Source organism: Pseudooceanicola algae, from assembly GCF_003590145.2.
Taxonomy (GTDB): domain Bacteria; phylum Pseudomonadota; class Alphaproteobacteria; order Rhodobacterales; family Rhodobacteraceae; genus Pseudooceanicola; species Pseudooceanicola algae.
This window is the reverse complement of the sequence record NZ_CP060436.1, coordinates 2,367,860-2,382,280: the sequence shown is the minus strand read 5'-3', so window position 1 is coordinate 2,382,280 and position 14,421 is coordinate 2,367,860. Positions and strand designations below refer to the sequence as shown.

The 14,421-nt window shown below is 65.9% G+C and carries 11 protein-coding genes and 2 riboswitches; of the genes, 8 read left to right on the top strand and 3 right to left on the bottom strand.

Annotation, left to right across the window (positions count from 1 at the left end):
- Positions 1-146: 146 nt before the first annotated feature.
- From mgtE to gltX, 4 genes are all read left to right on the top strand, one after another.
- Positions 147-1,598: a magnesium transporter gene (gene mgtE / locus PSAL_RS11100; protein ID WP_119837672.1), complete on the top strand. Its 1,452-nt coding sequence runs from the start codon at positions 147-149 to the stop codon at positions 1,596-1,598.
- Entirely contained in the window at positions 1,595-2,185 is a 591-nt protein-coding gene (locus PSAL_RS11095) for a 5-formyltetrahydrofolate cyclo-ligase (RefSeq protein WP_231388494.1), read from the top strand. Before mgtE ends, PSAL_RS11095 begins: the two co-directional genes overlap by 4 nt.
- 248 nt (positions 2,186-2,433) lie before the next feature.
- A complete protein-coding gene (locus PSAL_RS11090; protein WP_119837673.1) occupies positions 2,434-3,507 on the top strand; it encodes a zinc-binding metallopeptidase family protein in 1,074 nt (357 codons plus the stop codon).
- A 29-nt stretch (positions 3,508-3,536) separates the two neighbouring features.
- Positions 3,537-4,874 (top strand): glutamate--tRNA ligase, encoded by a 1,338-nt coding sequence (gltX, locus tag PSAL_RS11085; RefSeq protein ID WP_119837674.1) that lies wholly within the window; start codon positions 3,537-3,539, stop codon positions 4,872-4,874.
- A 70-nt stretch (positions 4,875-4,944) separates the two neighbouring features.
- Here the strand turns inward: gltX and PSAL_RS11080 are convergent, their stop codons facing one another.
- Positions 4,945-5,547, bottom strand: coding sequence for a gamma-glutamylcyclotransferase family protein (locus PSAL_RS11080; protein WP_119837675.1), 603 nt, complete (start codon positions 5,545-5,547; stop codon positions 4,945-4,947).
- A 157-nt stretch (positions 5,548-5,704) separates the two neighbouring features.
- On the opposite strand from PSAL_RS11080, the gene PSAL_RS11075 reads away from it, so the two are divergent.
- The 4 genes from PSAL_RS11075 to gcvP all read left to right on the top strand — a co-directional run bounded on the left by PSAL_RS11075 (position 5,705) and on the right by gcvP (position 10,953).
- Positions 5,705-6,154 (top strand): RrF2 family transcriptional regulator, encoded by a 450-nt coding sequence (locus tag PSAL_RS11075; RefSeq protein ID WP_119837676.1) that lies wholly within the window; start codon positions 5,705-5,707, stop codon positions 6,152-6,154.
- 56 nt (positions 6,155-6,210) lie between these two features.
- A riboswitch (glycine riboswitch) is annotated at positions 6,211-6,299 on the top strand.
- A 3-nt stretch (positions 6,300-6,302) separates the two neighbouring features.
- Positions 6,303-6,365: riboswitch (glycine riboswitch) on the top strand.
- A gap of 80 nt (positions 6,366-6,445) precedes the next feature.
- On the top strand, positions 6,446-7,570 hold the full coding sequence (gcvT, locus tag PSAL_RS11070) for a glycine cleavage system aminomethyltransferase GcvT (protein WP_119837677.1): 1,125 nt from the start codon (positions 6,446-6,448) through the stop codon (positions 7,568-7,570).
- Positions 7,571-7,601: 31 nt separating this feature from the next.
- The gene (gcvH, locus tag PSAL_RS11065) at positions 7,602-7,961 is read left to right on the top strand and encodes a glycine cleavage system protein GcvH (protein WP_119837678.1); all 360 of its coding nucleotides are present in this window, start codon (positions 7,602-7,604) and stop codon (positions 7,959-7,961) included.
- A gap of 139 nt (positions 7,962-8,100) precedes the next feature.
- On the top strand, positions 8,101-10,953 hold the full coding sequence (gcvP, locus tag PSAL_RS11060; RefSeq protein WP_119837679.1) for an aminomethyl-transferring glycine dehydrogenase: 2,853 nt from the start codon (positions 8,101-8,103) through the stop codon (positions 10,951-10,953).
- A gap of 161 nt (positions 10,954-11,114) precedes the next feature.
- Here the strand turns inward: gcvP and PSAL_RS11055 are convergent, their stop codons facing one another.
- Both PSAL_RS11055 and PSAL_RS11050 read right to left on the bottom strand, forming a co-directional pair.
- On the bottom strand, positions 11,115-13,649 hold the full coding sequence (locus PSAL_RS11055; RefSeq protein WP_119837680.1) for an ABC transporter permease: 2,535 nt from the start codon (positions 13,647-13,649) through the stop codon (positions 11,115-11,117).
- A complete protein-coding gene (locus PSAL_RS11050; RefSeq protein ID WP_119837681.1) occupies positions 13,646-14,353 on the bottom strand; it encodes an ABC transporter ATP-binding protein in 708 nt (235 codons plus the stop codon). The genes PSAL_RS11055 and PSAL_RS11050 overlap by 4 nt, the downstream gene beginning before the upstream one ends.
- Positions 14,354-14,421: the final 68 nt, after the last annotated feature.

Sequence of the window (14,421 nt, the reverse complement as noted above, 5' to 3'; positions counted from 1 at the left end):
CCTCGCAACTTGGGTAAATCCCGGATGGATTCGCTTTTCCCGCCGTTCACATTATCTGCGCTCATCCGGGGGGTAAATTCCATCTGCGGCATTGTTTCCCGACCCCGTGCCGCACTAAGCTTTCTGTGATCAGGAAAGGGCTGCCCATGACCGAAAACGAGCAGGACATCGAGACCAGACCGGGACCCCGAAACGGGTCGGGCCAGGATCCCGAACACAGCCCTGCTCCCGCCGAAGAGGGTGTCGAGAACGAAGAAAGCTATTCGCTTGACCGGCGCACCGTCGCTGCGATCCTGTTCTCGGTCGATGCAGGCAATCGCGAACAGCTGGTCGAGCTGCTGGAACCGCTGCACGCCGCCGACATCGCCGACGTTCTGGAACAGGTCAACGCCTATGACCGGCGCCGGCTGATTGATCTCTACGGCAAGGAATTCGACGGCGAGATCCTGTCGGAACTCGATGAATCGATCCGCGAGGAAGTGATCTCTCTGCTGACCCCGGACGTGCTGAAGGACGCCGTTCGGGAGATGGACTCGGATGACGTCGTCGATCTGGTCGAATACCTGGAAGAGCCCCAGCAGGAGGCGATCCTCGACGCGCTGGAAGACAGCGACCGGGTGGCGGTCCAGCAGGCGCTGACCTTCCCCGAGGAATCCGCCGGCCGTCTGATGCAACGCGAAGTCGTCGCGGTGCCCGAGTTGTGGACGGTGGGGCAGGCCATCGATTTCATGCGCGAACGCGACGACCTGCCGGACCAGTTCTATCACGTCATCCTGGTCGATCCCCGGATGAAGCCCATTGGCCATGTCACCCTGGGCCGCCTGATGGCCAGCCCGCGCCGTCTGGCCCTGTCCGAGATCACCGAGCCCTCGTTTCGCACCATTCCGGCGATGCAGGACGAAGGCGACGTGGCCTATGCCTTCAACCAGTATCACCTGATCTCGGCCCCTGTGGTCGATGAAGATGACCGGCTGGTCGGTGTCATCACCATCGATGATGCGATGATCGTCCTGGATGAGGAACACGAAGAAGACATCCTGCGCCTTGCCGGTGTCGGCGAAGGCAGCCTGAACGACCGCTTTACCGAAACCATCAAGCAGCGCCTGCCCTGGCTGGCGGTGAACCTCGGCACGGCGATCCTCGCCTCCATGGTCATCGCGATGTTCGAGGGCACCATTTCCCGCTTCGTGGCGCTGGCCGTGCTTATGCCGATCGTCGCCTCCATGGGCGGCAATGCGGGAACGCAAAGCCTGACCGTCGCCGTGCGTGCCATCGCCACCAGGGACCTTACCGGCAGCAACGTCTGGCGGGTGATCCGTCGCGAGGCGCTGGTGGGGCTGACCAATGGTGCGGCCTTCGCGGTGGTCATGGGGATCATCGGTCTGATCTGGTTCGGCGATTGGCGGCTGGGCGCGGTGATCGCGGCCGCCATGGTCATCAACATGCTGGTCGCGGGGCTGGCCGGGACGATGGTCCCGGTGGTGCTGGACCGGCTGAAGGTCGATCCGGCGCTGGCTTCGGGCACTTTCGTCACCACGGTGACCGATGTGGTCGGCTTCTTTGCCTTCCTTGGGCTGGCAGGGCTGGTGCTGATTTGACGCAGCCCGGTTCGCCTGCCCCGACCGAAGACCTCTTGCTCGCCGAGGCCAAGGCGGCGGCCCGTCGCGCGGCCTTTGATCGGCGCAAGCTGGCCCATGCCGCGGCCGGACCGGGCCGGGCCGGGGTGCTGTCGTCGGTGCTGGCAGGCTATCGCGGCGTGCCGCTGGCCGGTTACATCCCGATCCGGACCGAAATCCCACCCTTGCCCGCAATGGAGGAATCCGCCGCCCATGGGCCTGTCGGCGTGCCGATCATCGAAGCGGCGGGCAAGCCGTTGCGCTTTGCCCTTTGGGAGCCCGATTGCGCCATGCAGACGGGTCCCTTCGGTGCATCCATTCCCGCGACGCTCGACTGGATGGAGCCCGAGATCCTGATCGTGCCGCTGGTTGCCTTCGACCGTGCGGGGAACCGGCTGGGCTACGGCGGGGGCTTTTATGATCGCACGCTGGAGGCCCTGCGCGCGCGGCGGCCCGTGCTGGCCATCGGCTATGCCTACGCCGCGCAGGAGGCCGCAGACCTGCCGCTGGAACCGACGGACCAGCGGCTGGACCTGATCGTGACCGAGGCCGAGGTGATATCCGTCTGACGCCCCGATCGGGCAATATGGGGATTTCCGCGCAGGCCGGGGCCGCGTAGGCTGAGGGCATATCCGCCTCGTGACCCTTCGTGGGACCAGCATGGCGTGCCGCAGCACGGAGAACCCGGCGGCGGCGCGAGAGGGTTGATCCGGGCCGAGCACGACGCCTTTGACAAGAAATACCCGGCTTTCCCGCATCCGGGCGGGGAACCGCAATGGGGCCTCGTGCGTAGGTCCCGGCGCCGAATGGAGGATCCATGCGACTTTACAGCTGTGCCTGTGGCAACCGACTATATTTCGACAATACTAAATGCACCCAGTGCGGACGGGATGTCGGCTGGTGCCAGGGCTGCGCGGCGATCACCGCACTGGAACCCGAAGGTGGCAAGTTCCGCTGTCTCGGCGACCCTTTGGGGGATGGCAGCCGCCATCTGGTGACCCTGTGCCAGAATTACGCGACCGAAGGCGTCTGCAACCGTACCATCCCGGAAGGCGGCGGCCCGTTTTGCGATTGCTGTGCGCTGAACGAAACGGTCCCGGACATGAGCGTCGATGGCAACCGCGAACGCTGGGCCCGACTCGAGGCCGCCAAGCGCCGCCTTATCTATGCGCTCGACCGGCTGGGGCTGCCTTTCGGCGCGGGCACCGAACCGCCACTCAGCTTTGCCTTCATGGGCGATCCGCTGGATGACAAGCTGTGGCGCAAGGCGGGGGAAGAAGAGCGCGTCTATACCGGCCATGCCGATGGGCTGATCACCATCAACATCCAGGAAGCCGACCCGGCCGAACGCGAGCAGATCCGCGTCGATATGGGCGAGGCGCACCGCACCCTGATCGGGCATTTCCGCCACGAAGTCGGGCATTACTACTGGGATCTTCTGGTCCGGGGTCAATGCGAGACGCAGTTCAAGGCGCTGTTCGGGGATCACGAGAACCCGACCTACAGCGAGGCGCTTGAACGCCACTACAACGAAGGCGCCCCGGCGAACTGGGAAGAAAGCTACATCAGCGCCTATGCCACGATGCACCCCTGGGAAGACTGGGCCGAGACCTGGGCGCTTTACCTCGACATCGCTTCGGTGGTCGACACGGCCGAGGAACTGGGTCTGGTGCCGCGTCAGCAGATCCCTTCGGTGGACGAGATGCTGCGCCGTTATCGCGCCCTTGGGCTGGTGCTGAACGAACTGAACCGCGAGATGGGGATGCTTGACTTCGCGACCGGCGTCATCAACCCGGCTGTGGCCGGCAAGCTGGAGTTCATCGACCTTGTCGTGCGCCGTGCCGCAAAGCCTGGCGGCGGCGGATTTCTGGACAAAGGCCCCGCCATGTGACAAGTGGCGCGGCAACAGGAGATTTGCACATGTCCGCCACCGTCACCCGTTTCGCCCCCAGCCCGACCGGCTATATCCATGTCGGCAACCTGCGTACCGCGCTGTTCAACTTCCTTGTGGCCCGCAAGGCGGGGGGGACCTTCATCCTGCGGATCGACGACACCGACCCGGTCCGGTCGAAGGAAGAATACGTCGATGCGATCAAGGAAGACCTGGAATGGCTGGGCCTGACCTGGGACCGGATCGAACGCCAGTCGCAGCGCCTTGACCGCTATGCCGCCGCGGCGGACCAACTGCGCGACATGGGCCGGTTCTATGAGGCTTTCGAGACCCCGGTCGAACTGGACCTCAAGCGCAAGAAGCAGCTCAACATGGGCAAGCCGCCGGTTTATGACCGCGCCGCCCTTGCGCTGTCGGACGACGAAAGGGCCGCCCTGCGCGCCGAGCGCGGCGAAGGGGTCTGGCGTTTCAAGCTGGACCAGCAGCGTATCGAATGGGCCGATGGTATCCTTGGCGACATCTCGATCGACGCGGCCTCGGTTTCGGACCCGGTGCTGATCCGGGCGGACAAGCAGGTGCTTTACACCCTCGCTTCGGTCGTCGACGATACCGAGATGGGCGTGTCCCATGTCGTGCGCGGGTCCGACCACGTGACCAATACCGCGACCCAGATCCAGATCATCGAGGCGCTCGGCGGGGCCGTGCCCTCCTTCGGTCACCATTCGCTGCTGACCGGCCCGCAGGGCGAAGCCCTGTCCAAGCGTCTTGGCGTGCTGTCGATCCGCGACCTGCGCGCGCGCGGCGTTGAACCCATGGCCCTGCTGTCGCTGATGGCGCGCCTCGGGTCCAGCCAGCCGGTCGAGCTGCGCGAGACCATCGACGAGATCGCCGAAGGCTTCGACTTGTCTCAGTTCAGCTCGGCCCCGACCAAGTTCGACGAAGCCGACCTGTTCCCCCTGACGGCCCATATTCTTCAGAACCGCCCTCTGGCGGCCGTCGAGGACCGCGTGCTTGCCGCCGGTGTGCCCGCCGATCAGGCCGAGTCCTTCTGGATGGTGGTGCGCGACAATATCACCGTGATGGATGACGTCGACGCCTGGTGGGAGATGTTCTCGGAAGGCGCCGAGCCGGTGATCGAGGACGAAGACCGCGATTTCGTCGCCGAAGCCATGGCGCTGCTGCCCGAAGGGCCGCTGGATGCCGAAAGCTGGGGCAGGTGGACGACCGAGGTCAAGGCCGCCACGGGCCGCAAGGGCCGGGGGTTGTTCATGCCGCTGCGCAAGGCGCTGACCGGGCAGGCCCATGGGCCGGACATGGCCCAGGTCCTGCCGCTGCTGCAGGTCATCAAGGCGAAGCCGGGCGCCTGATCCGCCCATGAACAGACATTGAAAAGGCCGCGGCGATGGATGTCTCCGCGGCCTTTTTGCATTCGGGTCTTCAGCCCTGCCTGACCTCGCTGCCCAGAGCCTTCAGGTAGTGATCCACCAGCCCGGTTTCCGTCGGGGCCAGCAATTGCGCCCGTGGATAGGTCGGCGCGGCGCGGTCGTTCAGGATCGGGGCGTCCCAGCCATCGGTGGTGGCAAAGAACCGGTCTACCCCGGCTTCGCCGAACTCATCCAGATAGCCCTGCACCACCACGTCGAGATAGCTCAGCAGGATGACGGTGGGCTCTGCGGCGCGGGGATGCTTGGTTTCCGGGATGGTATAGATCGCGACCTCGGGCGGCGGGGTCAGCCCATGGGCGATGTCGAAGGTCAGCACCCGGTCGTAATCGCATTCGCGCGCATCCAGCGCGGCCCAGTCGGCGCCGGGGACTGCTGCCACCAGGCCTTCGATCTCGGTCTCGGGGGCAGGAATGGCCGTCAGGATCGCGACAGGACGCAGGGCCGTATGCCGCCAAATCCGCCGCCACCCTTGGGCCCTGGCGGGCCTTGCCTGTCCATAGACATGGGTTCTGCGGTTCACGAGGCTGCCATAGCCAAAGAAAAAAGGGTCTTGAGGGTGCAAATTCACGCTCCAGTTGATGCAGGTCAAATACATCTTGGGACCTGCCCGGTCAGACTATGACCGGAGGAGGCCAGCCCTGCAACACGGCAGGACCCGAAGCATCGGGGTCGTGGGATGGCGGGGCGCGGTTGGCCGGGCCCCTGCCACGTGTCTGGGGTCCGGCAGGCCAGGAGGCCAGAAAGGGTGACGGATGAGGCTGACCAAACGGACCAATATCTCGATGCGGGTGCTGATGTACTGCGCGGTGAACAAGGATCGCCTAGTCACCAAGAGCGAGATCGCGGAACGCTGCAACACCTCGGAAAACCATCTGGCGCAGGTGATCAACCGATTGGCGCAGCTTGGCTTTCTGACGACCCACCGGGGCCGCCATGGCGGCATGAGCCTTGGTCGGCCGATGGAGGAAATCCAGGTCGGTGAGGTCTTTCGCGCCGTGGAATCCCCGGTTCCGATCGCCGAATGCTTTGCCGATGCCGACAATACCTGCCCGCTGGTCAAGGCCTGTCGGTTGCGCAACGCAATCGCCGTAGCGACCGAAGCCTTCTATGCCTCGCTCGACAAGGTGACGCTGGCGGATCTGGTCTGCGAGAACGCTGCCCTTGCCGATCTGATGACCCCTTTCGCCTGCGCCGGGCGATAAAGCTGGACCACGGGCCGCAAGGGGCTTGCGCCACGCCGGGGGCTTGGCTATCCAGATTCCACCGACACGGGAGAACCGGCCAAGCGCCGGTGCCGAAGGAGCAACCGCCCCGGAAACTCTCAGGCTTCAGGACCGGTCGGCACGAAAACTCTGGAGAGAGGCCCGGCATGGGTCCGCCGAAGGGATAGCGATCTCAGGCCAAAGAACAGAGGGGGCATCGCCACGTGGGCCATTGCGGCCGCGTTCACGATGCCCGGACGCTTCCGTCAGGGCACAGGCCAGGAGAGACGGATGAGCGAAACGACCGATGCCCTGCTGCCATTGCCGCTGAAAGCCCTGCACGAAGAGCTGGGCGGCAAGATGGTGCCCTTTGCGGGCTATGAAATGCCGGTGCAATACCCGATGGGCGTGATGAAGGAACACCTGCATACGCGCGCAGCCGCCGGTCTGTTCGACGTCAGCCACATGGGGCAGGTGCTGATCAGCGGCGCCGATCCCGATACCCTGGCCCTGGCGCTGGAAAGCCTGATCCCCGCCGCCGTCCTGGGCCTTGCGCCGGGTCGCCAGCGCTACGGTCTGCTGACCGCGCCGGATGGGGGCATTCTGGATGACCTGATGTTCGCCAATCGTGGCGATCACCTGTTCGTGGTGGTCAACGCCGCCTGCAAGGCCGCCGACATTGCCCATATGCAGGACAGCCTGCCCGGCATCCGCGTAGAAGAAGTGACAGACCGCTGTCTGCTGGCCCTTCAGGGCCCCGGCGCCGAGGCCGCGCTGGCCGCACTGGCCCCCCAGGTGGCCGGGATGCGCTTCATGGACGTCGCTGTGATCGCCATCGACGGGGCCGAGGTCTGGGTTTCACGCTCTGGCTATACCGGCGAAGACGGATACGAGATTTCGGTCGAGGCTGACCGCGCCGAGGCACTGGCCCGCGCCTTGCTTGCCCAGGAGGGCGTTTCGCCCATCGGTCTTGGCGCCCGCGACAGCCTGCGGCTGGAGGCGGGGCTGTGCCTTTACAGCCATGACATCACCACCGACACGACGCCGTCCGAAGCGGCGCTGAACTGGTCGATCCAGAAGGCCCGCCGCACCGGGGGCGCCCGCGCGGGCGGCTTTCCGGGCGCCGAGCGGATCCTCGAGGAAATCGCCAGTGGTCCGGCCCGATTGCGTGTCGGCCTGCGCCCCGAGGGCCGCGCCCCGATGCGCGAAGGCGTGCAGATCTTCGAAGGGGATGCACAGATCGGCCAAGTGACCTCGGGTGCCTTCGGGCCCAGCCTGCAGGCACCGGTCGCCATGGGCTATGTGCCTGTCGCCCAGGCCACGCCGGGCACGCTGCTGGAGGCAGAGCTGCGTGGCAAGCGCGCACCGCTGCGCGTTGACAGCCTGCCCTTCATTCCTGCCAACTTCAAACGCTGACAGACGACGCGACAGACAGGGAATCGCTAAGATGAAATTTACCGAAGAACATGAATGGCTCCGTGAAGAAGACGATATCGTCGTGGTCGGGATCACCGAACACGCCGCCGAACAGCTTGGCGACATCGTCTTTGTGGAACTGCCCGACGTGGGCACCGAGGTGTCCAAGGACGATGAAGTCGTGGTGATCGAAAGCGTCAAGGCGGCCAGCGATATCCTAGCTCCGATCGACGGTGAGATCGTCGAAGTGAACGAAATGCTGGTGAACGAGCCCTCCAAGGTCAATGACGATCCGATGGGCGAGGCCTGGTTCTTCAAGATCAAGCCGGCCGAGCCCGGCCAGATGGACGACCTGATGGACGAAGCTGCTTACAACAAGTTCATCGCCTGATCGACGACACCGGCAGGGGACGCGGCCAGTGTGACGCGCCGCCCTGCCGGGTCCGACTTGGGAAGCGCGGGCGCAACAGACCGCCCGCCACCCCCGAAATTCGCCAGTTTCCGCGAACCGCTTCTTGCGAAAGGCCGACATGGTTTTCACCCCGACAGACTACCGCCCCTACGATTTCGCCAACCGCCGCCACATCGGCCCCTCGCCAAGCGAGATGGAAGAGATGCTGGGTGTCATCGGCGTCGAGGATCTTGAAACGCTGATCGGTCAGACCGTGCCGCGCCAGATCCGTCAGGACGCGGCGCTGGATTTCGGCCCGGCGCTGTCCGAGGCCGATCTGCTGAAGTTCATGCGCGGGGTGGCGGGCAAGAACACGGTGCTGACCTCGCTGATCGGGCAGGGTTATCACGACACGATCACCCCCCCGGCGATCAAGCGCAACATCCTGGAAAACCCCGCCTGGTATACGGCCTACACGCCTTATCAACCCGAGATTTCGCAGGGGCGGCTAGAGGCACTGCTGAACTACCAGACGATGATCTGCGACCTGACCGGTCTCGACATCGCCAATGCCTCGCTGCTGGATGAATCCACGGCTGCCGCCGAGGCGATGACCATGGCGCAGCGCGTCGCCAAATCCAAGGCAAAGGCGTTCTTCGTCGATGAAAACTGCCACCCGCAGAACATCGACGTGATCCGCACGCGGGCCGAACCGTTGGGTATCGAGATCATTCTTGGCGCGCCGGGGGATCTGCAGGCTGATACGGTCTTTGGCGCGGTCTTCCAGTACCCCGGCACCCATGGCGGGCTGACCGATTTCACCGCCCAGATGGAGGCGTTGCACGCCGCCAAGGCCCTCGGCGTGGTGATCGCCGACCCGATGGCACTGTGCATCCTGAAGGAGCCGGGCGCGATGGGGGCGGATATCGCCGTGGGCTCGACCCAGCGGTTCGGCGTGCCGCTTGGCTACGGGGGGCCTCATGCGGCCTACATGGCCTGCCGCGATGCCTATAAGCGCTCGATGCCGGGGCGGATCGTCGGCGTCTCGATCGACGCGCGCGGCAACCGGGCCTATCGCCTGGCGTTGCAGACCCGCGAACAGCATATCCGCCGCGAAAAGGCGACCAGCAATGTCTGCACAGCGCAGGCCCTGCTGGCGGTCATGGCCTCGATGTATGCGGTCTTCCACGGCCCCGATGGGCTGAAAGGGATCTCTCAGCGCATCCACCGCAAGACGGTACGTCTGGCCAAGGGACTGCAGGACGCCGGATTCGAGGTCGGGCCGAAGGCCTATTTCGACACCATCCACGTCGAGGTCGGCGCGCTGCAATCGGCGGTGATGAAATCCGCCCTCGACGAAGGGCTGAACCTGCGCCGCGTCGGCACGACCAAGGTGGGCATCACGCTGGACGAATGCACCCGACCCCAGACAATCGAGGCGGTCTGGCGGGCCTTCGGGCTGTCGCTGCCTGGTGCGGCCAGCGAAGGCCCCTATGACTACCTGATCCCCGACGATCTTGCCCGTCAGACGTCCTATCTGACGCATGAGATCTTCCACATGAACAGGGCCGAAACCGAGATGATGCGCTACATGCGCCGGCTCGCGGACCGGGATCTGGCACTGGATCGTGCGATGATCCCGCTCGGCTCCTGCACGATGAAGCTGAACGCGGCGGTCGAGATGGAGCCGATTTCCTGGCCGGAATTCTCGGCGCTGCACCCCTTCTGCCCGGCAGATCAGGCGGCGGGCTATGGGCAACTGCTGACGGACCTGTCGGCCAAGCTCTGCGACATCACTGGGTACGACGCCTTCTCGATGCAGCCCAATTCGGGCGCGCAGGGCGAATTCGCCGGCTTGCTGACGATCCGCAACTACCACAAGGCGCGCGGCGAAGGGCATCGCAATATCTGCCTGATCCCGACCTCGGCCCATGGCACCAACCCGGCCTCGGCGCAGATGGCGGGCTGGAAGGTCGTGCCTGTCAAGGCGCGCGACAACGGCGACATCGACCTGGGTGATTTCCTTGAAAAGGCCCAGAAGTACGCGGACGATCTGGCCGCTTGCATGATCACCTACCCCTCTACCCACGGCGTCTTCGAAGAAACCGTGCGCGAGGTCTGCAAGATCACCCATGATCACGGTGGACAGGTCTATATCGACGGCGCGAACATGAATGCCATGGTCGGCCTGGCGCGTCCCGGCGACATCGGCGGCGACGTCAGCCACCTGAACCTGCACAAGACCTTCTGCATCCCCCATGGCGGCGGCGGCCCCGGCATGGGCCCGATCGGTGTCGGGGCGCACCTGGCCGAACATCTTCCAGGCCATGTGGCGACGGGTGGGTCCGGCGCGGTGGCAGCAGCCCCCTATGGCTCGCCCTCGATCCTGCCGATCTCCTGGGCCTACTGCCTGCTCATGGGCGGCGAAGGCCTGACCCAGGCGACGCGGGTGGCGATCCTGAACGCAAACTACATCGCAGCACGCCTGAAGGGCGCCTATGAGGTGCTCTACAAGGGACCGCAGGGCCGCGTGGCGCATGAATGCATCCTCGACACCCGGCCTTTCGCGGACCTGGGCGTCACCGTGGATGACATTGCCAAGCGCTTGATCGACTGCGGGTTCCACGCGCCCACCATGTCCTTCCCCATCGCCGGGACGCTGATGGTCGAACCAACGGAAAGCGAAACGCGCGCCGAGTTGGACCGCTTCTGCGACGCCATGCTGGCAATCCGCGCCGAGATCGCTTCGGTCGAGGACGGCAGCACTACCGCCGATGCCTCGCCCTTGCACTTCGCGCCCCATACGGTCGAGGACCTGGTGGCTGCAGACTGGAACCGGGACTACCCCCGCGAACAGGGCTGCTTCCCCCCCGGTGCCTTCCGGGTGGACAAGTACTGGCCGCCGGTGAACCGGGTCGACAACGTCTGGGGCGACCGCAACCTGACCTGCACCTGCCCGCCGATGAGCGACTACGCCGAGGCTGCGGAATAATCATGGTATCTGGTGGCGCGGCCCTTGCGGTCGCGCCCCTTGCCGCCTTCCAACAGCCGCGCGCTGAACCGTGGTGCCAATTGCCCCGGCTCTTCATCATCTGGCCGGACAATACTCCGGGGGAGACGCGCAACGCGCGGCGGGGGCAGAGCCCCCAGCTATCATTCCCGTCCGCGCAACACCTGCGCGGGACGCGCGGCCAGGGGTCGCCAGGCAAAGGCCAGCCCGGCCAGCAGGTTGGCCAGCAGGCCCCCCAGCACGATGGCCAGAGCGTTCGACCAGATCACCGTATACCCGGTCTCAAAGACGAAATGGCAGACAGCCCAACCGCCGGTGATCCCGGCGGCCAGGGCAATCATCCCCGCTCCGGCCCCCAGCAGACCGGAGCGCAGGGCCAGGCTGCGCAGGATCTGCCCGCGTGTCGCCCCAAGGGTCTTCAGCACGGCGGCTTCGTAGACACGGTCCCGTTCGCCCGACAGAGCCGCACCGATCAGCACCAGGAACCCGGTCAGCAGCGTTGCCAACGCCCCGTAGGATGTCGCGGCGGCGATCCCTTCCAGCAGTTCGGTCACCCGGTCGATGGCATCGCGCACCCGGATGGCGGTCACATTCGGAAAGGCGCGGCCAAGATCGCGCATCAGGGGGGCCTCGGCGTCGGGGGTCGCATATATCGTGGCGAGCCAGCTATGTGGCGCACCCTCCAGCGCGGATTGGTTCATCAGCAGGATGAACCCCATGCCCGCGGTGGAAAAATCGACCTCGCGGAAAGAGGTGACCTCGGCCTCGATATCGCGGCCCAGCACGTTGACCGTCAGGTGGTCGCCCAGCTCCAACCCGATCTCGGCAGCTTCCTCGGCGGCAAAGCTGATCTGGGGCGGGCCGTCATATCCCGCGCCCCACCAGCTACCGGCCGTAAGGACCGTGTCATCGGGCAGCGCGTCGGCATAGGAAACCCCGCGATCCCCGCGCAGCACCCAGTGGTCGCCGCCGACCTCGCGGGCGGGCAGGCCATTGATCGCGGTGATTACTCCGCGCAGCATCGGCGCCCGCTCGACGCGGGACACGCCCGGGTCGGGCTCTGCCCGGTCCAGCAGTGGGCCGATCTGGTCGGGCTGGATGTCGACCACGAAATAGGAGGGCGCGCGATCCGGCAGATCCTGTTGGATTGCCCGGCGCATGTTGCCGTCGATCTGTCCGATTGCGGCCAGCACCGACAGGCCAAGGCCGAGCGACAGCACGACAGCGGCGGCTTCGTTGCGCGGACCGGAGATCGCCGCCAGCGCCCAATGCAAAGGCGCGCGCCCACGCGACAGGGGGCGCAGGCGGCGCGCCAGCCAGCCGATGCCGACAGCGGCCAGCGCCAGCAGCAACAGCGCAGCCCCGATCCCCACCGCCGTCCAAAGGGTCAGGCGGGCGGAGGCCGACAGCAATGTTGCCACAGCAACCAGCAGCGCCACCAGCCCGAGGATCGCCAGTGCGAAGGGGCGGGGGGGCAGCCGGGAACTGCGCCCTTCATCCCGAAAGAGCGCCGCGGCGCGAATGTTCTGGACCCGCGCAAGTGGCCAGAGCGTAAAGATCAACGCCGTCAGCCCGCCATATAGCGCGGCTTCGGCAAGCGCGCGGGGGTAGATGCCGAAATCGGCGGGGATGGGCAGCCGCGCCGCTATCAGCGGGGCCAGCAGCAGCGGGATCACCGCGCCCAGGATCAGCCCGATGGCGATGCCCGCCCCGGCAAGCGCCCCGATCTGCAGGAAATAGGTCAGGAAGATCACCCGCCGTTCCGCGCCAAGGGTCCGCAGCGTGGCAATCACCTGCACCTTGCCTGCAAGGTAGCTGCGGATCGCGGCGGATACGCCGACGCCGCCCACAGCCATGCCAGACAGCCCGACAAGGATCAGGAAGGCCCCAAGCCGTTCGACAAAGGCGGCGATGCCGGGCGCGCCATTGCGGCTGTCCCGCCAGCGCAGACCGCTATCGGCAAAGCGGGCCCTTGCGCCCTGTTCCAGCGCTTCGAGGTCCGTTGCAGGGGGCAGCAGCACGCGGTAGCGGCTGTCGAACAGGGTGCCGGGCGCCAGCAGGGCGGTGCCCTCCAGCGCCCTGCGCCGCAGGATACTGCGCGGGCCAAGGGAAAAGCCCGAGGCATTGGCATCCGGCTCCCTTTCAAGGGCGGCCATCAGAACGAAATCTTCCCCGCCCAACCGGACCATGTCGCCGGGGCTGAGGCCAAGCCGGTCGATCAGCACGGGTTCCATCACCACACCGGGCGTTCCATCCCGCCCGTCAAGCGCCACCTCCAGCGGGATATCCGGTGACAGGCCGATGGTGCCCACCAGCGGATAGGCGTCATCCACGGCCTTGATCTGCGTCAGGGTGCGGTCATCCCCGACCGAGGCCATGGACCGGAAATCCGCAATCTCGGACATCGCGCTGCTGCGCGCGGCAATCCAGTCGCGTTCTTCGGCGGTGGCAAAGCGGTAGGTCAGCGACATCTCGGCATCCCCGCCCAGCATCGCGGCGCCTTCATCGGCCAGCCCGGCCTCGATCGCGGAGCGGACCGAGCCGACGCCGGCGATGGCGGCCACGCCAAGCGCCAGGCAGGCGATCAGGATACGGAACCCTGACAGCCCGCCGCGCAACTCTCGTCCGGCAAGGCGCAGAGCAAGGCGGAACTGGCGGGTCGGGTCCGGCGCGCTCACCCGGCGTGCCTTTCGCCGGCCTCAACGGGATCGGCGGCATCAAGGCGCCCGTCGCGCAGACGGATCACCCGCGAACAGCGCGCGGCCAGTGCCGGCGCATGGGTGACCATGATCAGCGTCGCGCCGTGGCGGTCGCGCAGGGAAAACAGCAGCTCCATGATCTGATCGCCATTGGCACCGTCGAGGTTGCCCGTCGGTTCATCCGCCAGCAGGATCGCGGGGCGCGGCGCAGAAGCACGGGCCAGCGCCACCCGCTGCTGTTCGCCGCCCGACATCTGAGCGGGGTAATGATCGGCCCGGTGGGCCAGGCCGACGGCCTCCAGTTCCGCCTGCGCACGGGCGAAGGCATCCTCCTGCCCGGCCAGTTCCAGCGGAGTCGCAACATTTTCAAGCGCCGTCATGGTGGGAATAAGGTGGAAGCTTTGGAACACCACCCCCATATGTTCCCTACGGAACCGGGCCAGCGCGTCTTCCGACAGGTTGGTGATGTCGCGGCCCAGTACCTCGACCCGCCCGCCTGTGGCGCGTTCGAGACCGCCCATGAGCATGAGGAGAGACGATTTGCCCGACCCCGATGGCCCGATGAGCCCCAGAGTCTCTCCCTTTTCCACTGTAAGGTCGATTCCATGCAGGATATCGACCCGCCCGGCATTGCCATCAAGGGCAAGGCGCGCCCCGGTGAGGGTCATCACTGATGTTGTCATGAGGGCGAAGAACTCCTGCCGTGTCTTCCTTGGATATGGGCACAGCAGGGGGCGCGGCAAGGTGATCG

Coding starts and splice junctions, on each gene's coding strand:
- mgtE (WP_119837672.1), top strand. CDS start 147: ATGACCGAAAACGAGCAGGACATCGAGACCAGACCGGGACCCCGAAAC.
- PSAL_RS11090 (WP_119837673.1), top strand. CDS start 2,434: ATGCGACTTTACAGCTGTGCCTGTGGCAACCGACTATATTTCGACAAT.
- gltX (WP_119837674.1), top strand. CDS start 3,537: ATGTCCGCCACCGTCACCCGTTTCGCCCCCAGCCCGACCGGCTATATC.
- PSAL_RS11080 (WP_119837675.1), bottom strand. CDS start 5,547: ATGTATTTGACCTGCATCAACTGGAGCGTGAATTTGCACCCTCAAGAC.
- PSAL_RS11075 (WP_119837676.1), top strand. CDS start 5,705: ATGAGGCTGACCAAACGGACCAATATCTCGATGCGGGTGCTGATGTAC.
- gcvT (WP_119837677.1), top strand. CDS start 6,446: ATGAGCGAAACGACCGATGCCCTGCTGCCATTGCCGCTGAAAGCCCTG.
- gcvH (WP_119837678.1), top strand. CDS start 7,602: ATGAAATTTACCGAAGAACATGAATGGCTCCGTGAAGAAGACGATATC.
- gcvP (WP_119837679.1), top strand. CDS start 8,101: ATGGTTTTCACCCCGACAGACTACCGCCCCTACGATTTCGCCAACCGC.
- PSAL_RS11050 (WP_119837681.1), bottom strand. CDS start 14,353: ATGACAACATCAGTGATGACCCTCACCGGGGCGCGCCTTGCCCTTGAT.